Consider the following 24,299-nt stretch of genomic DNA (forward strand, 5'->3'; position numbering starts at 1 on the left):
CACGACTATTCGGTAATCTCAACCACCGGTGAGCAAGCATGGATCAGAAGAAGCAACTTGAAGCCGCCGGTGTCGAGAACGCAGCGGCGGGCCATGGCAATCTGAAGCAGTCGGATCTGGATGAGCTGATTGCATCATCAGACACCGGTGCCAGAACCCCAGCGGGCCCGGTGGGCAAACTGATTCTGGCGGTAGCCCTGGCCTGGTCGTTATTTCAGCTGTGGATTGCCTCGCCACTGCCGTATACCCTGGGTATCGGCATACTCAACGATACTCAGGCAAGGGCCTTTCACCTGGCCTTTGCCTTGTTTCTCACTTATGCGGCTTATCCGGCTGCACGTACACGCTTCGAGTTGCTGATTGGTGTAACGGTCCCCACAGTCGTCGTGGCTCTCTTCATGTACGGTGCGAAGGACGGTACCAGTATCTGGTGGATCCCCCTGGTCGGGCTGTTGCTTGTGGGGGCTATCTTGCTGGGTTCGCCCAAGAATCGTGTTCCTTCCTGGGAGTGGGCGATGGCCTTATTGGGGGCTTCCGCGGCGATGTATACCTACGTTTTCTATGAAGGTATATCTCAGCGAGTAGGCGCACCGGTCTCTCAGGATTACGTAGTCGCCGTCATCGGTATGCTGCTGTTACTGGAGGCCGCCAGGCGCTCTCTGGGTCCAGCCTTGATGCTCGTGGCTACCGCATTTCTTGTTTATACTTTTCTCGGGCCTTTGATGCCTGCGATCATCTCTCACAAGGGCAATGCGCTATCGGAGGTGGTCAATCATCAATGGATCACGACCGAGGGCGTATTTGGTATCGCATTGGGCGTATCGACCTCGTTCGTATTCTTGTTCGTCCTGTTCGGCTCGTTGCTAGACAAGGCGGGAGCAGGTAATTATTTCATCCAGGTTGCCTTCAGTCTGATGGGGCATATGCGGGGCGGGCCAGCCAAGGCAGCTGTCGTCTCCTCTGCCATGACCGGGCTCATCTCGGGCTCCTCCATTGCCAATGTGGTGACTACCGGCACGTTCACCATTCCGTTGATGCGCAAGGTGGGCTTCTCGGCAGAAAAGGCGGGTGCCATCGAGGTGGCCAGTTCTGTCAATGGGCAGATCATGCCACCGGTCATGGGCGCTGCCGCCTTCTTGATGGTCGAATATGTTGGTCTGTCGTATTTCGAGGTAGTCAAACACGCCTTTCTACCGGCGGTTATCAGCTACATCGCACTGGTTTATATCGTTCACCTGGAAGCCATGAAATCCGAGCTTCAGGCACTGCCTCGATCCTATGTGCCAGGACCCTGGCTGCAACGCCTGGCCGGAGTGAGCGTCGCTGTTATCGCAATGTGTCTACTCAGCTTTGCGGTGTACTACGGCATGGGCTGGATTCGGCCGGCGTTCGGTGACAATGCCGGTGTTGTAGTGTTCGCTTTGCTGATACTGGTGTATCTGGGGCTGATGGTTGTCGCGTCACGCGAGCAGCCTTTGCAGCTGGATGATCCGGAATCACCAGCAACCACGTTGCCGGTGCCCGGGCCGACCATCAGATCAGGCTTGCATTACATATTGCCCGTTGTCGTGCTGGTGTGGTCTCTGATGGTGGATAGGCTCAGCCCCGGATTATCTGCTTTCTGGGCATCGGCGTTCATGGTGTTCATTCTTGTGACACAACGTCCTGTGATGGCCTTGTTGCGCGGCGAGGCTGACTTTGCAGCAAAAATCATCGAAGGGTTTACCGATTTGCTGGAGGGGCTGGTGTCAGGAGCCCGCAACATGATCGGTATCGGTATTGCGACGGCCACGGCCGGCATCATCGTGGGTGCTGTCAGCCAGACAGGTGTCGGCTCGGCACTGGCAGATGTGGTGGAAGTGCTCTCGGGCGGTAATCTGATGGCCATTCTGATGCTGACAGCCGTGCTTTCGTTGATTCTGGGTATGGGCTTGCCGACAACGGCCAACTACATTGTCGTGTCCGCTTTGCTGGCGCCGGTCATCGTGACGCTGGGGCAGCAGAACGGACTGATTGTCCCGCTGATTGCCGTGCATCTGTTCGTTTTCTATTTTGGCATCATGGCCGATGTGACACCGCCGGTGGGCCTGGCCTCGTTTGCGGCGGCTGCGGTATCAGGCGGTGATCCGGTCAAGACCGGTATGGTTGCCTTCTTTTATAGCCTGCGAACAGCGGCATTGCCGTTTCTGTTCATATTCAACACCGAGCTGTTACTGATCGATGTCAACTGGATTCAAGGGGTCTTTGTCTTTGTCGTTGCCACCGCGGCGATGCTGTTGTTTGCGGCAGCCACGCAAGGCTGGTTTCTGACCAGAAACCGCTGGTACGAAACCTTGCTGTTGTTACTGGTGGCGTTCAGTCTGTTTCGCCCCGGGTTCTGGATGGACAGGCTCGTGCCGCCGTTCGAACAGCTGGCACCGATAGCCATCGAGCAGGCTGCGATGAAAGTGCAGCCCGGCGATAGCATCCGTTTGAACGTAGACGGATTGGACCAATTGGGAGACCCCATCAGTTTCGTCGGTGTCTTGCCGATAGGCGCCGGAGAGAGCGGCGCGCAGCGGCTGTCAGCCTCAGGTATGCAATACATTGTGGACGGTGAGAAAGTCACCATCGACAATGTTGGCTACGACAGTGCGGCCCAGGCGGCTGGGTTTGACTGGGATCAGGTTGTGACTGCCGTGCTGGTGCCAGCTCGACAACCCTCCAAGTACTGGATGTTCATTCCCGCTTTGCTGGTGTTGGGAGGGATTGTGTCATTGCAGCGCCGCAGGACGATCATATTGCCTTGAACAGATTGTTGAATGATGAGGATGTCACTATTTCAGTGACAACCCCATTCATTGCAAATGCGTCTGATGCCTTACCAAAGGGGCGGCACGCCAGGGAACATGCCAATGCCCGCCATGATGACGCACAAGACCAATAGCATGATGCCCGGGACTATCCAGCGCCCGGTGTGCCCCAGGTCCTTGCCTCGCTCCTTGCAGCCGATCAGCCCCAGATTGTCCAGCAGCATGGTTAGTGACCAGCCGAACACCGGGTTCACCAGGGCAGAGGAGAAAATCACGATGGCTGCCGACTGGGTGGTTTTGCCCTCTCTGGTCATCTGCATGCCTGCCTCCAGCAAAGGTACGTAGACGCCAACCAGTAGTGCTACGCTGAGCACGGGTTGCCATACAGCCAGATCCATTGGGTAGCCCAGTAATGCAGCCACGATACACAACAAACCTGTGAGCACGGCGCCAGCAGGTATAGGACGCCGTGCGATCGCCGCTGGCACGATGTAGGTGCCCCAGGAGGAGGCAATATTGCCACCACCCAGCAGACTGCCGGTGATTTGACGAGCCGAGGCGGAGATCATGGTGTCATCGATATCCATCATTACCTTCTCGGTGCGTGGCGGGTAGTTCAGCTGCTGAAACGCACGATGCCCGACGAAGTCAGGCGACCACATGGCGACAGCGAGCACCGCAAACGGCGCGACGGCGACAAAATGATGGAATTCGGGCAACCCCAGTTGCCAACCAGTTTCAGCACCCCACCAGTACATGGGATTCATTTGAGGAATACCGGGTGCAGTGGTAAATTCAAAAGGCGCGCCCATGGCAAACGAGAGTACTGCAGCCAATGTAGCGCCCAGTGGTATTGCTATCCAGCGCATCTGAATGTGCTCAAGATAGGCGTACATGATTATGGTAGCCATGATCACTACAAACGCCAGATACCCCATATCAAAGCTTTCAGCCCAGCCAAACAAGCTTTTTATCTGGCTGGAAATGCCGATAAAACCCAGGTACAGCAGTAGCCCGCCGGCAACCCCGTTACTGGTCAAACGGGCTAACAGGCTACCTCCCTTGAAGATACCCAGCAAAAATCCCAACAGACCAATCATCAAGCCCAGAGCCATCGGATGGCCACCGGCTGCCACAATCAGCGGCACAAGCGGGATCAGTGGCCCGTGGGTGCCGGCCAGGTTACTTTTCGGGTTGAAGAAGCCGGATACCAGTATTACAAACAGAACGGCGGCGATCAGCATCTCATAGCGTACGTTTTCTATGACAAATGCATCGGAGAGGCCCAGCTGGCCAGCAAAGGCACCAACGATAGCCGCGACCATGACGATTTTGCCGATAGTCGCTGCCATAGCCGGTACAAAATCTTCGAATTCGAAGCGATAGTCCCTGATCGGTAGATTGGGTTTCCAGCGTCGGGGCGACATGCTCTGGAGTTCATGATCCAGATATTCTGTTCGGGTAGCGAACTCCGAACGTGGTTTGCGATTTAATTGATAGTCTGACTTTTGTTGACCGCTCATTAGGTGTTCCCTACCTGATACTTCACCCTTGGAATGAATAGATGGCTGTCGGTGTTATAGAAAAATCATTGCAGCACAAAATTCTCAATAAACCGGAACCAGTTGGCAAAAAAACAATACCATAGGAAAGGGGGGATCTTTATTGATAATTTTGACTATGCAGCTGCAATCAATGAACGGGTCGTGTACTCAACAACATTCGATGACAGGCCGGCGACATTGATTCGGCTGCTATCGGTGCCGTAGATGGCGAATTACGCAGCGTAAAGGCTCCATCTGTTGCGGTGTGAAAGACAGCATCGCGTAGTTTGCACGGGCGATATCCCGTTCGATAGCGGAGTTGAACAATCATGGTGAATTCCTGTGATTATTGAATAGTATGACGCCAGCGCAAATCGTAACGACGGCAAGAACCGTCAGAAGGGTCAGGCTTTTATTGAGAACAGGCACGGCCAGAAGAACGGTCAGTGCCGGGGCTGCTGATCCCAAGGTTGCGCAGCGACCAGAGCCTGGTTGCCCAATTGCTACAAAGCCAAACGCTACCCCCCGAATCAGAACAAAGGGCAGGTCCTGGGCGGCGGTGTAGCTACCCCAGTTGCTCGTAACAACACCCGTCAGGAGAAGGACTGTTGATTAATCATGAGAGGCCAGTAAAAATTATCGAAACGACCCCCGCGATAAATTCTCCGACATGCGCTGCATATGTGCTTGTTGCTTTCAATACTACAAGCGCGATCAAACGAGTGGTCAATAGTCATTCCTGAATGTGAAAACTGAGCACTGTTTTACCGTATACCAGGTGTCGGCTTATTCGCGTTGAGAGTTTCTATACTTCTATTTTCTTTCAAAGCATGAAAAGCAGACCACGCTCACAAAGCCATGTTGAAGCTTGTGCTAGGACCTTTCCAAAGTCTCATGACCAGATGGACAGCTTAACTATAGAGCCTTCCTGGCTCCCGTAGTATGAGCAACCTCAAGCTAACCTGGAGGCCCCTCATGCAAGCAAACCCATTCAAGATCGCAGCAATTTGCAAAGCGAGAACTACCCCTGAAAAATTAACCGCACTTGCCTTATTACTTTCCGGCAGCTTGCTGGCAACCATAGGTGTGCCGGCCAATGCAATAGCTGACTCGGTCACGTTGTATCCCGATGCCATGAGAATCGTTCGCGGGCAAGCGAGCAAGAGTTCGGTTGCACCTCTGGCCACGAACGATCAGCGTGATAGCTCTGATGACTGGGACTCCTATGTCGAGTTTTATCCTGCGACGAATGGCATGGTCAGTGTCATGCGATTCCGAGCACCGGTAGACATTGCCAGCCAGGCTCTGGACTCCCTTGTCCTTAAGACCAATTTCAAGGGACCAGCCTGGTCTGAGCAGCGCTACACTTGGCATCTGCGCAATTTCAACACAGGTCGCTGGGTGCGAGTTGGCACCAATCAGAACGTGCCTGACTGGCTCTGGACCCAACAGTCCTTCCAGGTGCCCGGCAACGTCAGCCATTTCATGGATCCGTTGGGCCGCCTGGTAGCGCGTTTTGCCTCACCCGCGTCCAATGACAACAGTAATGTTGACCATATGGCTCTCGAACTAACGACGGCGACACCGACACCGACACCGACACCGACACCGACACCGACACCGACACCGGTAGAGACTGTCACAGAAACTTCAGATGTTTGGTCTCCGGCCCCCGGAACGTCATGGCAGATCCAGCTTCAAGGCAATCTTGATACATCTTTGAATGTTGCGATGTATGACATCGATCTGTTCGACACCCCCACCTCGGTGATCAACGATTTGAAATCACGCAACATCGCTGTCATTTGCTACTTCAGCGCTGGCAGCTGGGAAGACTGGCGGACCGATGCCGGCCAGATACCTGTATCAGTTCGTGGCGCTAGTAATGGCTGGCCCGGTGAACAATGGCTGGATATAAGCGCTATCGATAAACTGGCTCCGGTCATGGCTGCCCGTATGGATCTTGCTGCGGCCAAAGGTTGCGACGGTGTCGACCCTGATAATGTAGACGGCTACACGAACAACTCTGGCTTTCCGTTAACTTCACAACATCAGCTGGACTACAACAAGTGGCTGGCAACAGAGGCTCACGCGCGCGGCCTGTCTATCGGTCTCAAGAATAATCTGTTGCAGATAGAAGCACTAGAGCCATATTTTGACTTCGCGATTAATGAAAGCTGCCTACATTACAATGAGTGTGACTTGCTGACGCCATTTGTTGACGCCGGAAAAGCAGTTTTTGGTATCGAATACCTGGACGATCCAGCTGATTTTTGCTCAACTACCAATGCGCTGAATTTCGATTGGTTGAAGAAGCCGAAAGACCTGATGGCAGCACGCGAATCCTGCCGCTAGACTGAGACATCGACAGCGGCAGGGGGCGAACGGGCAAACAGGTTTGACAGGCTTGCCAGTAATTGGCACCGTTTTGCTCAGAAATAGCCTATATACCCAGCCTGCCTCTGTTATTTCGCTGCTAGCGACGTTGTGGTATCCCGCATGTGACTTTTAAGTGAAGCAGCCTTCCGTACGATAGACAGTGCCGAGATCGTGTCACGCCGGTAGGTGGTGACAATATCAACAAATTCGCCGCTGATGGTTTGTGGAACTTGTTGGTACTCAATTGCGCTAGAGGGTTATCAACGCCGTTGTTGCAATTCAGCTTCAGTAGGTAGTTGCACAGAGCGCAGGCGTAGCCAGCGTTGTGATTGACAGAACGGACCCCAGCATCCCTTCAACCGCAATTGGTTTGCGTTCAACTGCCGAACTGATGCCCGATATTGACGGCCATCCTCAGGGTTGTAGATGCGTCCTTTCCACACGTCGCCGTCTTTGCGAAAATTACTGAACAACGATAGGCCCAGCAATGACTTGCGACGTTGCTGCTCGTCTGGGTTCTTCTCGTCAAGCAGTTTTCGCCCGAGTACATCAATATTCCACAACCAGGCGATCTCCGCGCACAGACCCTCTTCGCACTGAGTCAGTTTTACTATCGAGTTATAATTGGGCGTGATCCACAAACCCTCGACCGGCAGAGACTCGGATCGGGCATCAGTGAGTGCCGCCAACAGAAGAACCAATGCGCAGCAACCTTGCAAAAACCGGTTATGTAACGCGGTAGCCTGTCGGTGGCGACTGCTGTGATCATGCGCAATCAGTGGCCTGCGTACTACCACCTGCGGGTGACGATAAAGTTGACATTCAGGCTGCATCGGATCCATGAAGTTGTTAGCTAGTCGGCTGAGTGTTTGATATTAGTTCAAGTTTTGTCGACATGTGGCTGTGACTCAAGTGAGTAGTTCGGCCGGTATCTGGATTCAATGCTGATAGATAAGATGGGAAGCCAGTCCTAGCGCGATACTTGGCCAAGGCTATATTCAAGGTTAGCTGGTAACACGACACGTTTGAATACCGAAGGTGGTCATGAGGTATTGAACACGATTGTTTCATTCATACAGGCAGCAAGCGATATGCCAGGGCAGGACAGCCCTGGCATTTTGCAGAATTCAGTGAGAGCGGCATAATGGGAGATCAGTGTGATCAACCCTTGACACACACAACCTGCTTCAGTGTGTGAACGATATCAATCAGATCTGACTGGTTAGCCATCACTTGGTCAATATCCTTGTAAGCACCGGGAATCTCGTCTACCACGGCGGCATCCTTGCGGCATTCCACCCCCTTGGTTTGTTCCCTCAGATCGTCGGTGTTGAATGTTCTTTTCGCTACCGTTCGACTCATGGTGCGTCCTGCGCCGTGAGAACAGGAGTGGAATGAATCTGCGTTTCCTTTGCCTTTGACGATGAAAGACTTGGCACCCATGCTGCCGGGAATGATACCCAGCTCACCATCACGAGCGCTGATTGCACCCTTTCTGGTCAGGTAAACGTGCTCCCCGAAGTGTTGCTCAATCGAGACATAATTATGATGACAGTTGATGGCTTCCTTCGTGATCACGAAGTAGGGTAGTACCCCCTTCAATGCGTCCAGCGTCAGGCGCATCATCTCGCGCCGGTTTGCCATAGCGTAGTCCTGCCCCCACTGCACGGCATGCACATAATCGTCGAAGTATTCAGTCCCTTCAGTGAAATACGCGAGATCCTTGTCCGGCAGATTCTGCTGCAAACGCCGCATGTCCTGCTTTGCCAGATTGATGAAGTAACGCCCGATGACATTGCCGATTCCGCGACTTCCCGAGTGCAGCATGACCCAGACATCATCATTTTCATCCAGACAGAGTTCGATGAAGTGATTGCCGCCCCCCAGAGTCCCTATTTGTTGGGACCAGGTTCTGCCGATGTTCTTGATCATCTTGCCGACAGTCGGATGTAGTTGCAGTATTTTCTCAAGACCGGCATCCAGTGGCGTCAGGGTCGATCGACGTGCCTTGACCGACTTGTGCATGTTGAAGCCGACCGGCACTGCCTCCTCTATGGCTTCGCGGGTCTTCTTGAGACTATCGGGCAGTTCGGTGCCGCTTAGCGACAATCTTACTGCATTCATTCCACAGCCAATATCGACACCGACTGCTGCCGGTACGATCGCACCACGGGTAGGAATAACCGAACCGACAGTAGCGCCGATGCCCCGGTGTACGTCCGGCATGGCCGCAATGTGGCTGTGGATGAAAGGCAGCCTGGCAATGTTCGCCAGCTGTTCACAGGCACCGGAATCAATATCGTCGGTGTAGATCTTGACCGGAACCCGGCCTTTGTTGATGGTGCGCATGATAGGCATGGCAGTTCTCCTTGTGAATGATTATGAGGGTAATGGATCTCCGTTGCTGACCAAAATGTGTTTGCCCGGTACGGGCGTGTGGTGAAACAGCGTCAGAAAAGAGGAGGGTGGATTCGCACCACCCTCCCGTACAACACGAACTTACTGTTTCAGACGAACCAGTCCGTTCATCAAACTATCGAGACCACCGTATACGGACAGGCTGCCGACGTTCTCGGTTACCCGTTCGAGAGTCTCGAGTTCTTTCAGCCGCAGTGCCACGCTGTTGCTTTCCATGACCTTGGCCGTGTTGAGCAATGAACGTGTTGCGTTGGTTTCTTCACGGCGACGGATCACGTTGGCTTGTGCAACTTTTTCCGCTTCCACCACCTTGCCGAGCAGATCCTTCATGTCACCTGGCAAGATTATGTCTTTGACGCCGACACTCTGTACATCGATGCCATAAGCCGCGAAACGCTGTACAACGAATTCGGCCACCTCACGATCGATGACAGTCTTGTCTTCCAGCAACGCGTCGAGTACACGAGTACCCACTGCCGCTCGCAGACCGAATTGGAGCTCTTTGTACAACTGATCCAGTGGATCTTTCAGAGTTTGTGCAGCCTTGGCTGCATCGATGACCTGAAAAATCGCAGTCACATTGATTCGCAACGCTACTTTGTCGCGGGTCAGGATTTCTTGCCCCTGCACCTCCAATGTTCGCACGCGAAGATCAACAGGTTCAACCTTGAAGTCCTGGTCAAAACGCCAGAATGCATGGACACCAGCTGGCAGACTCTTTACGAATATGCCATCGATGTACAACAATCCGATGTGGCCTGCATCGATTCGGGTGGTTACAACTGCTCGGGAAAGAATGGCACTCGTTTGTGCATCACCGCGCTCGATCAGTTGCTGATTGGCTCGCTTGTCGATAGCTGGGCCCTGGGTAAGGTCGAAGCGTTCGATAAACGTGCTGACGACACCTTTCCAGTAAAGAGCACGCTGGTCAGGTCCAAGTACGGCAGTCAACCGCTTGTTGTGGTAAACCACCGCTACTTCGTCAGTACCGGTCTGAACCACTTCAAACAGTCGTTCCACTTCATCACGCTCTGCTTCGTACAAGTAATCGACGAGACGGTGCGTGAAGGCTGGTTGCGAGAGGTCGAACCGCTCTACCGCATAGCGGTTTTGCAAGCCGAAGAATCGGTAGGTCGCCGGTGCAAGAAAGGATTGAAAGTCTCCGTCCTTGAACAGGAGGCCGCGTTCGTGCTTTCGCACAATGAACTTCTGATAGAAAGACATATTGCGTTCTCCGTGTTGAATTGACTCTGTTGCCAGATAGTTTCCGTCGCTTGACGGGCCTGACCATCGGCTGTTTGGCTGATGGGTGTTCTGTTTTGCTGTTCCGAAGTAACCTGGCCGCGAAACGAGGCCTTGTTCTTTCGATGTAGCAATTTTCTGAATGAAGCCCCGTTGCCACAGAACAGTGACGGAGTGCCGGTCAACGTCATGTCGGGTGAAGCAAGTCTTGCCGCGCTGTGTTCCGGTCGACAACCGCCTGAGTAGTTGAACGCTGGAAACTAGCGGTGCCGTAGTTGCAACATCGGACACATCGCATGATCCGGTAGTCGGCCGCTATTCTGCTGCAGTCACCAAACAGTGCACACGGTGGTGCGTTGATGGCGCTGCTGGCAACGGGAGCAGGTTGAAGTGAAATCCTCACCCGGGGAGTGGAGTCGAACCACGGGCCGAAAGGCCATACCAAAGAGGTCGTAACAGGACCCTGTGTGGAAGCCGGATTCGAACCGGCGCCAGCCAGATTAGATATCTGGTGCTCTACCCAACTGAGCTATTCCTTGATGGATGAGTCGTTCGTGCATTCGGTACACACCGTGCAATGGTTAGCGTAAGTGTGCCAGACGGATTTGTAGCCCGCACCGCTGAATGTTGTTTCCGATACTCGCCCCTGGTAGCCCGGTTCGAATCGTTGTGATTCGATTTCTTCTGGAATGCAGATTGTTACCATGATCTGCAACCGAGCAAACTGATGGCATCAGAGCGTAGCGCCTTGATGCCGAAATACGTCGTATCCCGGATTGTAAAAGAGCGTTCCGGAAGGCCAAAAAAAAGCCCCGGATGGAACGAACCATCCGAGGCTTCTTGAGAAGCGTTTCAGGAAGGTTCGTCGGCTGAACCTTCCTGAAACGCGTCAGTGTGGGTTCAACACACAGGTTTGCCTGTCAGGGCATGCCCGTTCCGATTGGTGTTGTTTGTCTCGATTGTTGCTTGAATCATTGGTTTGATTGATGATTGCCTGAAAGCAAAACCGGAATCCAGTCGGCGATAGAATGCCGGCCAGCTGCGATCGCTGTTACTGGTGAGTTGTTTGGCTTGATGAGTCATGGCGCGGGAGTATACCGACGTAGAAAACAATGTCAACAAGGAAATTAGTGCAAGTTCTTCAGGAGTGAACGAATTCACATACTGTGTACTCATATTCGATCCCGATAAATACAGTCTAATGCATGGTTGAAAGTGTCAGACTTGAGGTATTTAATTGTCACCTGCCGGTGCGATCGGTACCGCTTTACGCTCGAGATGAGGGGGCTCGGTAACGTTGGCTACTGGTTGATTCGCGCAACTTCGACTGGTTTTTCACGATAGCTGAACACGCGCTATGGGTGTTTTAATTCTCGATTGGTGGAGTTTAAAGTTTTTTACTATGCAGCTGCAATCAATGAACGGGCCGTGTACTCAATAACATTCGATGACAGGCCGGCGATATTGATTCGGCTGCTATCGGTGCCATAGATGGCGAATTCGCAGCGTAAACGCTCCATCTGTTGCGGTGTGAAGAACAGCATCGAGAACATGCCTTTGTGGTGACGAATTTTTCGAAGCGTACTGGGAGCGCCGAGAGCGTCCAGACAATCAGCCAGCTGAGACCGTAAATTGATGAGTCTGTGTCGCATGGCGCTAAGCTCGGTGTTCCATGCATCATGGTTTTCCATCACCAAGGCAGCGATGGCTGCGCCGTGGTCAGCGGGCATCGAGTAGTTTGCACGGGCGATATCCTGCAATGTTGCAATTACCAATGCCTTGTCTGCAGGGTCTGGCGTGACGACTAGCGCAGCGCCTGTCCGCTCACAATAAAGTCCCATATTTTTAGAACAGCTTGCTGCTACAAGCACGGTGTCCAGATTAGAGGTGAGTAATCGCAGACCTGCGGCGTCTTCTTCCAGACCGTCTGCAAATCCCTGATAGGCCATATCAACAAGCGGTATCAGTTGCTTGCGTGCGCACAGTTCGGCGATGCTCTGCCAGCCTTTCAAGTCTAAATCCAGCCCTGTTGGGTTGTGGCAACAACCATGCAACAAGACTACGTCGCCGGCTTTAGCAGCCTCGAGATCTGCAAGGACACAGCTCATATCCACGCTTCCTGCTGTTCCTGCATGTGGGTGCCAGCGGTAGGGTCGTACAACAAGACCGGAGCGCGCGAAGATGGGCTTGTGATTGACATAACCGGGGTCCGTCGACCACAGCACGGCAGTGCTGTCAGCACGCGCAATCATTTCGCCCAGCAAGCGAAGTGCGCCAGTACCACCAATTGTCTGCAGTGTTGCGGTGTCGTCAAGCCGTGTGGCGTTTGTGCCTAGCAAGAGTCTTGTTATTGCTTCGTTGAAGACTATATGACCGGACAGGGACCTATAGGCTTTGGAAGCACGTTGCCGCGCCAACGTCAATTCAGCCTCGTGAACCACATTCATGACTGGCGTCTGGGCATGTTCATCCTTGTAGACACCGAGCACGAAGTCCAGTTTTTCCGGGCGCGGGTCGGCCTGAAACCTGGCAGTCAATTTCCAGAGCGGATCTTGCTCGATAGGGGGGAGTAGAGAAATCATGGTAAATTCCTGCGCTTATTGAATAGTATGACACCAGCGCAAATCGTGATGACTGCAAGTGCCGTCAGAAGGGTCAAGCTTTCATTGAGAACAGGTACAGCCAAAAGAACGGTCAGTGCCGGGGCTACTGATCCCAACGTTGCGCAGCGACCAGCGCTTAGTTGCGAAATTGCAAATGCATAGGTCAGGCTGGCTACAACGCCTACCGCAATCCCCTGGATCAGAACAAAGGGCAGGGCTTGGGCAACGGTGTAGTTGCCCCAGTTGCTGGCCACAATACCCGTCAAGAGCAGGATTGTGATCAAGCCAAATGAGGGCAGCGCAATGACGATTCCACAAGCAATCGGATCAAGCCTGGAACGCTTCATCGCGATGGTATAGCTAGCCCAGAGCAAACTTGCCAACAGCAGCGCACAAACTCCCATCCAATGGCTCTGTGCGCCGGCCGGAGCGATGAGGAAGAGCGCGCCGAGGAAAATAATGGCTAATGCGCAAATGGCCTGTCTTGAGGGTTTGACCCCTGTCATTAACCATGAGAGGCCAGCAACAAATATCGGAACGACCCCCGCGATAAGTGCTCCGACATGCGCTGCCGAGGTGACTGATCCTCCAAGAATCGCCAGCCAAAAAAACGGGACACCAGCGCCAACAGTCATTGCGGTGCAATTGCCAATACCGGCTTGGCGGATCATGCCGATTCGAGACGGTAGAAAGGGCAGGAAAATCAGGCTGGGTACGAGGGCTCGCAAGAATGCGATATCCCCAAAGGCCAGAGCCGACGCACCGCTTGCCCGTGTCGTGAGGGCAAATCCTGCCCATATCAGCACGGTAACGAGCATGGCGACATAGGCTGAAAGTTGTCTTCGTTCGGGTGTCGGCAGGCTACGCAGGCGTTGATAGCCCATTACATCTGCGCTGATTGACACACTTATTCTCCTGAAATTTCCGTCATATTAGAGGAAAAGCACTGAGTTCAGATTGCGTATTCAACCTCAAAATGCAACAATATTGGCAGAATCTGCCAATAGGTGATGCTTGGATAAAAAAGACTACCAAATTATCAGAGAGCTACAAAAAGATGGGCGTCAGACCAATCAAGAATTGTCCGAGCGTGTTGGCCTGTCACCTTCGCCCTGCTTGCGCCGGGTCAAGAATCTGGAAAAGGCCGGTGTCATCCGCGGTTATTCTGCCGTTGTAGACCCAGGCGAATGCGGTCTCCCAACAACTGCCTTTGTTCGCATTACCCTGGATCGTCACACAGAAGAGGTGGCTCAAGGTTTTGAGGAGGCTGTGAGGGGGATTGACGAAATACTGGATTGTTATGTGATGTCGGGTGGTTCCGACTATTTATTGCGCGTACTTGTGGCTGACTTGAAAGGTTACGAGCGCTTTGTGCGCACCCGCCTGCATCGCATCAAAGGCGTTGCGGCAATTGATTCGGGTTTTGCCTATGGCACCGTCAAACAATCAACAGTCTTTCCGCTATCGCTTGGCATGGACTCATGAGTGGCACTGGATTCATACAATGTACAGTGCCCGATAACAAGTACCACCTGGACTTACCTTGAGAAGCTAAGGTTTACCCTAATGGGCGGCTTAACGGGGATATGGGGAGCAATGAGCTTTGTGGGCAATATTTTGTAACAGCTACCGGGTGGCATTGTCAGCTACTTAGATGAATAAGTGATAGAGACACTCACTACACAGACGGATCTGGAACAGGGCCGTGAAGTTGCCATCCGAGAAGTAAGTTTTCGAGTCGCGCCCCAACGCATGATCGCTATAATGGCAGGAAGGCTTGATGATTTTGATGCGCACATACGTTGGGTAGCGGCGACTGACGGTGGTCTAATAGAGCTCTGTCTCAGGGCTGGGGTTGCTCGGTGACATTACCAGTTTCGCGATTCAGGATGTGGTGAGGAATATGGATCGATTGACGGAGCAGTTAGGAGACGATATAAGCATCAGTGTCTCAGCGCTGCAGGCGGGCGATGTCACCGTCATGCGATTCTTTATCCTGGGGCTGGTAACGACGAGCATGGCGGAAAAGTCGTTCTGGAGCTGACAGAGAACGCATTGGTGGCAACGCAACGTTTTTAGCATCAGGTCTTTGTACTGCGATCTCTGGGAGTACTTGTTTCTATTGATGATTTCGGTATCGGATATTTGTCACCTTCGATTCTGATAGGTATTACTGCAGATGAATTCAATTTGGGCAGGTGCTTTATCACAACCATTCACGACAGGCTACGACGCTTGGGCTATTGCTTCACCAAACAGGTTTTTGTCAACGAATTGAAAAATAGTTCGAACATTGTCAATCTTGGTAAAATTGATAACGAACCAGTTTGGATCAACGTCTGAAATGTATGCGTGAGCGGGCGTATTTGTCGTGAGTCATAAGGTTTTCCACTTCAGCTGTCTATTTCTCAGTCCTTATTTGAGCGCTTTCGCACGATTCGGCAAGGGTGCCGACTGTGTATAGCATCATGCATTCAGGAGACTCGAGTTTCTTGGAGATATCGACTTCGCCCTTAGAACTAAAATTGATGTTATGAGAGTAATTTGCCTTTATACACTTTAGTAATTTAGCTATATCTGGGCGCTCTCGACGAAGGATATTCTCATATGCATGTTGCGATATCAATATATCTCCTGGGTTTGCAAGGGGTTCGATTCTTGCGGCCACACCAAGTATTTCGGAGAGTTCTACTCGGGCAATTCCATCGTCGCCATGTTGAATTTTCCATTGGCCTCTGTGACCTCCAAATCTCATTTTAAGCTGAAAGTCGGAATCTTCAAAAGCACGCATCATACACTGTGCTACTTTAAGTACACGCATTGAGCTCCTGTCGGCAAGGGTGATAGAATCACCGTCTGAAGCATGTGCATAGTCCAAGTCACTTGTATACTCTCGGTATACTTTATGCCAATACGAATCAAATCCAGTCGCAGCGCTAGGGTTATTCATGATATTTTCACGAAACCCAACTACGTCGCCTCTCAGTACAAGGCGACTGAAGCTTTCAATGCGCCATTCTAGACCGTCACCTATGACATTGTGGCAGTTCATCTTGTTCAGGAATGAAGCGTCGAGTCCAGCAAGATAATCACTTAGCGCAGGGTGAAGAAGATAAGTTTCAGCTTTTGGTAATACACGCATGGTACCAAGTGCAATTGTTCCTACTGGTGCAAATTCTTGAATCAGACCTTCATCACGATTACGATCTCGTTTTACGATACCCACCAATCCCAAAGAGTAAAGGGCACAGAAAACGTGTTCGCATGCATCACCTGATGCTCCGTAAGTTTCACTGGCAAGGGCTGCGTAAGCCATTGAGGCTTCAGTTAACTCGTCAATTCCGAAAACGTTGGTTTTTACAACATCCGCTAGTAGCTTTGGATAGAAATGATCTAAAAATGGACCAACTTCTGTAAACAGACTTTTAACCCGCTCTTCTGATACGCGGTTGATTGTAGCTCTCACTGTCGCTCTACTTCTACGTTCAGGTCCCAAGCGACTTATCTCTGCTCCGACGGAAACACAATCACGTGGTCGAGTAGTGCAGTGACGAAGCCAATACGTTAGAACGCTTTCAGGTTTTCCGGTGCCGCTGTTTGATATCCACTCACTTGCTGTCCCCACAAATTGTAACATCGCATCTTTCTTGTCAGGATCGACCAATTTCTTTTTTTGTTCTGAACGAATGTTGTTGTAAATGATGTCGATCATGTCGTCTCGATCGTACGATAGCACTTTCGCAAAAGCTTTCAGGTTTGCAAATTGAGGTTCATTTGCAGTGGCATAGAAATAGGCTTCCTTGCGCATTGAAATAAATATTTTTATCCGAGGATTACTTCCATTGAGCCTCCTAAGTGCATGCCAAGCACCTATCTGGCCGTTGTGCCATATGCGAAGATATATGGCATGTAGTTCGGTACGTTCGCTGGGACGTTCGTTGATATAGGCTTCGAGGTATTCATCAATGTTGTCAATGAATATCGCGATGGGCATATTTATCCGACTGAACCCGCCTAGGATGTGATGAGAAACTTGTACGGCGGAATGTACCTCATTAGGACTTCCGCTTAGGAATTCATGGAGAATCGAGAAGGGTGTATCCAAGTGGTGATCATCTAGAATTTTCACCATTTGAGAAGCACGTGGAAGCCGTGAACGTACGTAGCTCAAATCGTTGGACTGATCGGTCGCACGACAGAAGGACTTGAGGGCCGTAATAGAAAATGCAATTTGCCAAAGGCTTTCCCAGAGTTCGGTATTTTTCAGGTCGCTTGTAAGATTTTTTTGTAGAGTAGGTGGTCTAGGAAGTGGCCGGTCCAAGACAGCACTGGTTGGTATACAACGATGGCTGGATTCCAAGCTCATCCGTTTCATTTTCAGCATTAGCGTTTTGCCGAATCCTTTTGGTGCTACTAACGCAGTAGAACGAATGTTGGACTCACTCAGGAAGTCATCGACGGCTTGTGTTCGCTTAAGTAATGAGTGTGATGTTTGTTGTTGAATATCAGACTCAGTCAGCTGCTGTGCGTCTTCGATCCAAGGTTCGATTATCCTTTTTCGTTTTTTATTGTTCAAGGTGTTTTATTAGAAATGCGTTTTATTAATCTAGTTGATAATCCGCTGTCTACCAAATGCAGCATTAATGAGTTAACAGCTTATGATGTAAGTGCTGTTGTCATGCTAAATAGCTTCCTCTGCGGGGCGAGATTGAAATTCCTAAAAAGCGTTAATTGTTCTATATTTTGACAAGTAAATACAATGCGGTAGCCCACGGCAAACTGCTCAAAAAAAGACTCAACATTGCGCGTGTCAACCAGCGGTACTTTTCGGTCGCGATAACTGAATTTCTGTGTATTTGCAGCGCTAGATCGTCAAGTTTTTCATCGGTAGTTGCTTGTTTTAATTTATTGGAAAATTCTGTGGCTGATATCGCAGATATATCATGGAAAAAATACATTGATTTTATTGAAGTGCCACGTATACGGGGAAAGGTACTAAGAGCCAATGATAGTAAGGAAAACAATAATAACGTTACAACAAGACTGGTGATAGAAAGTGCTAGCTCAGAAGCAGTTCCTGCGAACCTGGAAGCGACAGCGAGTAGCGACCCAAGCATAGCTGCGGTTATTGCCAAAATTGTGCTGGCTTTTCCCTCTGCCATTGAAATACGTTGTATCTGACGGTCAAGTAGTCTTTCATATTCTTCTAGCACGACTCATTCCTGCGTTATATACGTATTTATCGCTTGTGTCGTAGGGAGCAGCGTTGTTGCATAAACCACATTGCTTAATTTAAAAATAGACAGATGGCAGCGGTTTTGGGAATGTTCGCGTAATGATTACCACTGACCACAAAATATGAGTTCAAATGAATGTAACGCGTTCTTGTGACAATGTCGAGATTGTGATCATCAGCTGACGTTATTTGAAAAATATATTGCAAGAAGGCTAAGAGTTCATTAACTAGATAAAGGAATAATAGAGCATAAAATATGCTCTAATTTATGACTGAAAATAGATTAGGTTAATGGTTGGTATATACCTGAAATATATTGCTAAAACTGATATATGATGCATACAATAGGAACATCTGTTCGGTCTGCCCTGATCCCAGCAGTTCCCGGCGAGTTGACAAACCTCGCCAGATCAACGTTGTAGCGGACCTTGACTACTAGCTTTTCGTAATCTGCCGACTACGCTTTTCACATCTGTTTGTTGATGATGTTGAGTTGTAGCCCATGGCAGCCCCGTTTGCTCGTTTCCGCCCGGACGTTTCAATGCCCGGTTTGTTGACCACTGTTCGCACCGCCTTTGACAAAGTCAATGATAAGCGCAGGCAGGCCAGTGTCCAGTATTCGATGTCCGATTCGCTGATGGCTGGACTGGCGATCTTTTCACTCAAGTACCCCTCCTTATTGATGTTCGATCAGCATGCCCGTTCCAGCGAGCCTGTCTCGAACCACAATCTGCGCACCTTGTTCGGGTTGAGCCAAGTCCCTTGTGATTCTCAGATGCGCGCGATTCTCGATCCGGTCAATCCGAGCGAGTTGCGAGGCGCCTTTCGTGCCATTCACAGTGGCCTGCAGCGCAGCAACTCGCTCAAGGACTTCCAGTTGTTCAACGGCAAACTGTTGCTCTCGATAGACGGCACAGGCACTTTCTCATCCACTCGCATCAGCTGCAAGCACTGTTGCGTTAAAAAGCCCAAACGCAACCAGAAGTCTGATGAAGGATCAGAGTTCTACCATCAGATGCTCGGTGCCGTGATCGTTCATCCCGAACGCAGCACGGTGCTGCCACTGGATTTCGAGCCTATCACTCGTGCCGATGGTTCGAACAAGAATGACTGCGAACGCAATGCGGGTAAGCGCCTGATTGCCAGTCTTGCCGCTCAGTACCCCAAGCGTGGTTTCATTGTGATCGAAGACGCACTGGCTGCTAACGGGCCGCACTTAAAGACATTGATCGAACACCGGATGGACTTTATCATCGTTGCCAAACCCGGCTCTAACGCCGCACTTTTCGAGACGCTGGATCAGCGCATGAAGCAAGGGGAGTTGCAGGCGTGGGAAACAGTGGATGAGAAGACGGGCCTACTTCGTGGTTATCGCATCTGCGAGCAAGTTCCCTTGAACAACACTCACGCTGAGCTGCTGGTCAATTGTCTGGAGTACTACGAGATTGATCGACAGGGCAAGGAGCATAACTGGCAGTGGATCAGCAGCCTGCAGATCACCCCTGAGAACGCCGAGCAGATCATGCGCGCCGGACGCGCGCGATGGAAGATCGAGAATGAGACATTCAACGCAGCCAAGAACCAGGGCTATCACATGGGGCATTCCTACGGCCACGGAAAGCAGTACCTCTCCAGTGTGCTCGGTGGATTGATGTTCCTGGCTTTTCTGATCGATCAGGTCCAGGAGAGCTTCTGCCGGGTTTTCGGCGAAATCCGCATACATCACAAATCACGCCGGAACCTGTGGGAACGCCTGCGCGCCGCCTTTACCACCGTCAAAGCCTCCGAATGGGAGGGGTTCATGCGTTTTTGGCATAAGCCAGGCGACTTTGCCTTCGAGATACCTTCTGATCGGCCAACATAGGTCGGCTCATCTTACTGCCCACACTCCACACACCAACTTTAGGCCTACCGCACGTTCCTCCACATCTGATCACTCATGCCAATTCGCGGTAGGCCCATCGGTGCCTGCAATAAATTGGTAACCAGTTTTACATTACAATACAACTACGGTACTTGTTCGCCGGGAATTGCTGCCCTGATCCGATTGGAAAAGACTGTTTTTAAGTGTGTAAATACCCGTGATTCAATTTATCCTACGAACAGGACTGAATCATGGAGACATCTATGGACGAGGAGCTCATACGTGTGCTAGCTAGTGTCCATCCGAAAACAGCCTGAGAGCCGTACAAACCGCCAATCCGGAACTCAGACTGCACTAAATTGGTCTCACCTATTACCGGAAGATAAGCGGGTTCGTGATTTTGGCGTGTTTCTGCAAGCGTGGCCCTTATTTCAGACACGACGAACCCTGAGCGTGCCCGCCCATCTGGGTAATTCAGTAAGCTCAGTGGTTCAGACAGGGCGTAGTCGAGCCATCACCGTCAGGTTATGGCTGACCACCGATGACCAGACAAATGAGCGGTAGTGTTGCAGACCCTTCCAGGTACATCGGGTTAATCCGTAGGCGCGTTTCAGGCACGAAATGCCTGCTTCAATACCGGCTCGAAAGTTCTTTAACTGGCGATACACCCAGGCACTCTTTGCCATATCCGCAATACTGAGACCGCGTTTCTTGTTGAAGGCCATGTCGGTGACACCCATGGCCTTTACGGCCTCCAGGTTCGCCCCACTGGCATAGCCTCCGTCGGCGGCCACTTGTCGAGGGGGCTGATCGAACAGAGTCACGTGACGCTCAAGCATCGGCAGCAATCGATCCGTATCGGCAGGGTTGCCCTCTTCGATCACCACATCCAGGATCAAGCCGCTTTTGCCCGAACTCAGATTGAGTTTGTGCCCGTACTCGATGTCTCTGGCACCCTTGATCACGATGTCGGTATGAGCTTTAAATATACTGAATATTTTCTCTTGTGCCGGGACCTTCTCACCATTGAACACGCGTCGTTGTGTTTGATCGATTACCCTTTGAATACAGGGTTTAAAGCGTGCTACCTCCGCTTGCCAATTTGCCTTTTTGTGTATGTCTGTGCAAGAGAGGCTCACGGCCATCTCTGCCTTTTCCAGATTGGCCAACGTCACGGATGTCACCTGGATCAGATCGGCATACAGCGGTACTTTCTCCGTTATGCCTTTCGTATTGAAGATCTGATGGGCACGTCGTTTGGCCCGGCGTTGATGATTGACGAATTCGATCACCGGCTTCCCGGGCAGTTTGCCAACCGATTTGAGTAGTCGGGTCATGACACGCACGCTATCGAACAGCAGAGAGCTGTCTGTGGGTTCGTGAATATCCGACTCGGTGACGGTGCTGTCAATGCGGATCTTTCTCGCATTCTCAACCTTCTCGAGCTGCGCTTCCTGGAGCACGCAGTGATTGATTCGCTCCCAGGTCTCGGGTGTGATCCGACTGATCGTATCCTGGAGAGCGGACTTCTTCGGAAACCAGCCCATGGGCAAACGGGCAAAGGCCTGGAAGGAGGCCGAATCGCACAAATGGAACGACAACTCGTGGTAACTCAGTTGACGCATCTGCTTGAGCAGGGCGCATCGCACGACACACTCGACGGGGAGTTCGGCACGCCCCGTTTTCTGCACAGCCTTCACCCGTAAATCGGCGGCAACCCAGTCCAGAACCTCAACGTGTCTATCCAGAAACGCTGAAATGGCCTTCAATTCCAGGCCGATCTCGTGTTCGCTGAACGATTCGAATATACTGGTATTGACAGTGCGCTGAATTCGCATTGTTACCTCTGGTGGTTTCTGTGATTCCTTGTAAATCAGTCGTTTGATGCACAAGGTAGCAAAAAATCACCGGAACTTATTACCCTGAAATTCCCGAATTCGGATTTGATTTCAATCGTTTAGCGTTTTCGGACGGACACTAGCTAAGAAGATTGCTAAGGGCATAAAAACCGCAGGGCTATCGCTCTATCAAGTGACTGAAATTTAAGAAAACATTCTTGAGCCTCTACTACGCTTCTACTCGGGTTCACTTTTCCGGATTAGAAACGCTCGTGTCCAGTCTTTTGCTCGATTCTGTTACCCAACACTTTGCCGAACTCGACGATCCACGGCGGGAGACTGCCAACCAGCGCCACGAGTTCATTGACATCCTGATGATTGCCCTCTGCGCGGTGATCGGCGGGGCCAATCATTGGACCACCGTAGTCACCTTCGGACGCTCGAAGGAGGCCTGGTTTCGAACCTTTCTGCGTTTGCCCAAGGGCATCCCCTCCCATGACACCTTCAGCGATGTGTTTGCCAAGATCGAACCCGAGCAATTCAAAACGTGCTTCATCGAGTGGGTCTCCTCGATGGCTCTAACTCTCCCAGGGGACGTGGTGGCCTTTGACGGGAAGACGATACGCGGCTCCCACGACCGGGCCAACGGGGCAATGGCGAGTCACATCATCAGCGCTTATTTAACGGCTAATGCCCTGGTACTCGGACAGATCGGGACCGATAGTAAGTCCAACGAGATCACCGCCATCCCCACCCTGCTGGGAATGATCGATCTCAAGGATAGTCTGGTCACGATAGACGCGATGGGTTGCCAGCGAAAGATCGTGGAGCGGATAATCGAGAAGGGAGCGCACTACTTGCTGGCGGTCAAGGAGAACCAACCGAGTCTGTGCGAGGCGATCGGGGATACGTTTCTCGATCGCGACCGCGAGCGCTTCGCGGCACGCTTTGACGACTATGCCGAACAGAGTAACGCAGGACACGGACGACTCGAACATCGGCGGTGCTGGGTAAGTTCTGACGAGACACTGATAAACGAGTTCTCGGAAAGCTGGGCAGAGTTGAAGAGAATCGTGGTCATCGAGTCCGAGCGCACGCTCACGGGAGAGACGACACTCTACCGTCATTGGTATATAAGCAGCCTGGAGGAGACGGCTGAGAATTTCCTTTCGGCCAAACGTGCTCACTGGCAAGTGGAAAACGGCTTGCATTGGGTTCTCGATGTTGCATTCCGAGAGGACGAGTCTCGAGTACGCAAGGGTGAAGGGGCGGAGAACTTGTCGGTACTGAGGCGAATGGCGTTGAATCTTCTAAAACGGGAGAAGACGGAGAAAGGAGGCATGGAGGCATGGAGGCTAGACGTTGCCGTGCCGGCTGGGATGAGGAATACATGGAGAAGGTAATCGCCGGGCTGCGGTCATAGAGCGATTGCCCTGATAAAAACCGAGCCTTACCTTGTAGGTTTCTTCAGACTTCTCAAGAAGATTGAATATCTCCAACAGTGAGGGACAATGAGCTAATCTGCGTTTGTCAGTTTTAATTGGACTGGACTTGTGTTATTTTTTGAGGAATGATATCGAAGAATTATGTAGTCAAATTCGACGTAGTTGAAGATTTCCTTTCTTGTCATATCTCGGGTTTTAATCGTTTCTCCGTGAATGGAAGAAACATTCGGCACAGGAATTATCATAACAGTCACCTTTCTTGCTCATGCTGGATCGTATGCAGTCGACTTTGAGCAGTCGTTGGAATCGCTTCGAAAAAATACTGACTTCCTCGATCTGTGTGCATGATGGTCCTGTCAATGGCGACTCGATTGCTGATCACCATATGCATAGCGTCACAGACGAGATGAGTGGTGATTCAATGACTTAGTGAGCAGCCAACCACTCGAGGAGAGAATAGAGCCAGCTCTATGACCAAGTAATTCCAGCCTTCGTCAGTCACATAAATAGGTGGCATCTCCACACTAATTTTCATTGATGGCGTTGAAACTGAAATTATGTTCGAGCAGGTTCGAGGCTACAGGAGATTTGTGCTTGTAGTTGGTGGTCGCTTTGAACTTGCATACGGCCTTTTCTACAAGGCGCTGACGGCACATGCTAGCCACCATTGTGTTCTCGGCAATGGTAAATTCGGCCTCATTGAGGTTGATAGCCGGGCGTCGCGAGTCGTAGCGTTCATGACGATCTTTGAAGGCGACGGTAACGGCTTCATCAATCGTTCTCTGACGCTCAGGGCGATTCGTGGGTATGGGCTGAGGAACCCGCTAGTCGTAGTAATCACTGGCTCGACACGCACAGCCATTTACACTGCTTCGCGACCGGCACGTTTCACTCGTTCTGATTGATGAAAGCGTACTTCACTTTAGGTTTTTACGAAG

At 51.3% G+C, this 24,299-nt stretch carries 18 protein-coding genes; 7 read left to right on the plus strand and 11 right to left on the minus strand.

Features of this window, described 5'->3' with window-relative positions; translation table 11 throughout:
* Nucleotides 1-38 precede the first annotated feature (38 nt).
* Nucleotides 39-2,789, plus strand: a complete 2,751-nt coding sequence (locus tag IMCC3135_RS09490; protein ID WP_088917390.1) for a TRAP transporter permease — start codon at nt 39-41, stop codon at nt 2,787-2,789.
* 71 nt (nt 2,790-2,860) lie between these two features.
* Here the strand turns inward: IMCC3135_RS09490 and IMCC3135_RS09495 are convergent, their stop codons facing one another.
* Together IMCC3135_RS09495 and IMCC3135_RS34690 are read right to left on the minus strand one after the other, a co-directional pair.
* Nucleotides 2,861-4,315: a DUF3360 family protein gene (locus IMCC3135_RS09495; RefSeq protein WP_088917391.1), complete on the minus strand. Its 1,455-nt coding sequence runs from the start codon at nt 4,313-4,315 to the stop codon at nt 2,861-2,863.
* A gap of 169 nt (nt 4,316-4,484) precedes the next feature.
* Nucleotides 4,485-4,667 carry a hypothetical protein gene (locus tag IMCC3135_RS34690; protein WP_205737979.1) on the minus strand — a complete coding sequence of 61 codons (183 nt, stop codon included), beginning with the start codon at nt 4,665-4,667 and terminating at the stop codon, nt 4,485-4,487.
* A 644-nt stretch (nt 4,668-5,311) separates the two neighbouring features.
* Here IMCC3135_RS34690 and IMCC3135_RS09500 point away from each other — a divergent pair.
* Nucleotides 5,312-6,691: an endo alpha-1,4 polygalactosaminidase gene (locus tag IMCC3135_RS09500; RefSeq protein WP_205737980.1), complete on the plus strand. Its 1,380-nt coding sequence runs from the start codon at nt 5,312-5,314 to the stop codon at nt 6,689-6,691.
* 284 nt (nt 6,692-6,975) lie between these two features.
* On the opposite strand, the gene IMCC3135_RS09505 is transcribed toward IMCC3135_RS09500, so the two are convergent.
* From IMCC3135_RS09505 to IMCC3135_RS09540, 6 genes are all read right to left on the minus strand, one after another.
* Nucleotides 6,976-7,548 carry a DUF2147 domain-containing protein gene (locus IMCC3135_RS09505; RefSeq protein ID WP_157735877.1) on the minus strand — a complete coding sequence of 191 codons (573 nt, stop codon included), beginning with the start codon at nt 7,546-7,548 and terminating at the stop codon, nt 6,976-6,978.
* A 328-nt stretch (nt 7,549-7,876) separates the two neighbouring features.
* Complete coding sequence (locus IMCC3135_RS09510; protein ID WP_088917394.1) at nt 7,877-9,073, minus strand: RtcB family protein; 1,197 nt, start codon at nt 9,071-9,073, stop codon at nt 7,877-7,879.
* Between the two features lie 141 nt (nt 9,074-9,214).
* Nucleotides 9,215-10,357, minus strand: a complete 1,143-nt coding sequence (locus IMCC3135_RS09515) for a slipin family protein (RefSeq protein ID WP_088917395.1) — start codon at nt 10,355-10,357, stop codon at nt 9,215-9,217.
* A 547-nt stretch (nt 10,358-10,904) separates the two neighbouring features.
* Nucleotides 10,905-11,081: a hypothetical protein gene (locus IMCC3135_RS33980; RefSeq protein ID WP_157735878.1), complete on the minus strand. Its 177-nt coding sequence runs from the start codon at nt 11,079-11,081 to the stop codon at nt 10,905-10,907.
* Nucleotides 11,082-11,775: 694 nt separating this feature from the next.
* Nucleotides 11,776-12,957, minus strand: coding sequence for an amino acid aminotransferase (locus IMCC3135_RS09535; protein WP_088917398.1), 1,182 nt, complete (start codon nt 12,955-12,957; stop codon nt 11,776-11,778).
* On the minus strand, nt 12,954-13,883 hold the full coding sequence (locus tag IMCC3135_RS09540; RefSeq protein WP_205737981.1) for a DMT family transporter: 930 nt from the start codon (nt 13,881-13,883) through the stop codon (nt 12,954-12,956). The genes IMCC3135_RS09535 and IMCC3135_RS09540 overlap by 4 nt, the downstream gene beginning before the upstream one ends.
* 109 nt (nt 13,884-13,992) lie before the next feature.
* On the opposite strand from IMCC3135_RS09540, the gene IMCC3135_RS09545 reads away from it, so the two are divergent.
* Nucleotides 13,993-14,463, plus strand: coding sequence for an Lrp/AsnC family transcriptional regulator (locus tag IMCC3135_RS09545; RefSeq protein WP_088917399.1), 471 nt, complete (start codon nt 13,993-13,995; stop codon nt 14,461-14,463).
* Nucleotides 14,464-14,881: 418 nt separating this feature from the next.
* Complete coding sequence (locus IMCC3135_RS09555; RefSeq protein WP_157735879.1) at nt 14,882-15,022, plus strand: hypothetical protein; 141 nt, start codon at nt 14,882-14,884, stop codon at nt 15,020-15,022.
* Nucleotides 15,023-15,379: 357 nt separating this feature from the next.
* Here the strand turns inward: IMCC3135_RS09555 and IMCC3135_RS09565 are convergent, their stop codons facing one another.
* Nucleotides 15,380-17,554, minus strand: a complete 2,175-nt coding sequence (locus IMCC3135_RS09565; RefSeq protein WP_088917403.1) for a nucleotidyl cyclase domain-containing protein — start codon at nt 17,552-17,554, stop codon at nt 15,380-15,382.
* A gap of 160 nt (nt 17,555-17,714) precedes the next feature.
* Nucleotides 17,715-18,191 (minus strand): Pycsar system effector family protein, encoded by a 477-nt coding sequence (locus IMCC3135_RS09570; RefSeq protein ID WP_157735880.1) that lies wholly within the window; start codon nt 18,189-18,191, stop codon nt 17,715-17,717.
* Between the two features lie 525 nt (nt 18,192-18,716).
* On the opposite strand from IMCC3135_RS09570, the gene IMCC3135_RS09575 reads away from it, so the two are divergent.
* On the plus strand, nt 18,717-20,078 hold the full coding sequence (locus IMCC3135_RS09575; protein WP_088917405.1) for a transposase: 1,362 nt from the start codon (nt 18,717-18,719) through the stop codon (nt 20,076-20,078).
* A 491-nt stretch (nt 20,079-20,569) separates the two neighbouring features.
* On the opposite strand, the gene IMCC3135_RS09580 is transcribed toward IMCC3135_RS09575, so the two are convergent.
* On the minus strand, nt 20,570-21,916 hold the full coding sequence (locus IMCC3135_RS09580) for an ISNCY family transposase (protein ID WP_088921772.1): 1,347 nt from the start codon (nt 21,914-21,916) through the stop codon (nt 20,570-20,572).
* Nucleotides 21,917-22,188: 272 nt separating this feature from the next.
* Here IMCC3135_RS09580 and IMCC3135_RS09585 point away from each other — a divergent pair, with 272 nt between their 5' ends.
* Nucleotides 22,189-23,319 carry an ISAs1 family transposase gene (locus tag IMCC3135_RS09585; RefSeq protein WP_157735881.1) on the plus strand — a complete coding sequence of 377 codons (1,131 nt, stop codon included), beginning with the start codon at nt 22,189-22,191 and terminating at the stop codon, nt 23,317-23,319.
* Nucleotides 23,320-23,918: 599 nt separating this feature from the next.
* The gene (locus IMCC3135_RS09590) at nt 23,919-24,266 is read left to right on the plus strand and encodes a hypothetical protein (RefSeq protein WP_088917407.1); all 348 of its coding nucleotides are present in this window, start codon (nt 23,919-23,921) and stop codon (nt 24,264-24,266) included.
* Nucleotides 24,267-24,299: the final 33 nt, after the last annotated feature.

The organism is Granulosicoccus antarcticus IMCC3135, from assembly GCF_002215215.1.
Lineage (GTDB): Bacteria > Pseudomonadota > Gammaproteobacteria > Granulosicoccales > Granulosicoccaceae > Granulosicoccus > Granulosicoccus antarcticus.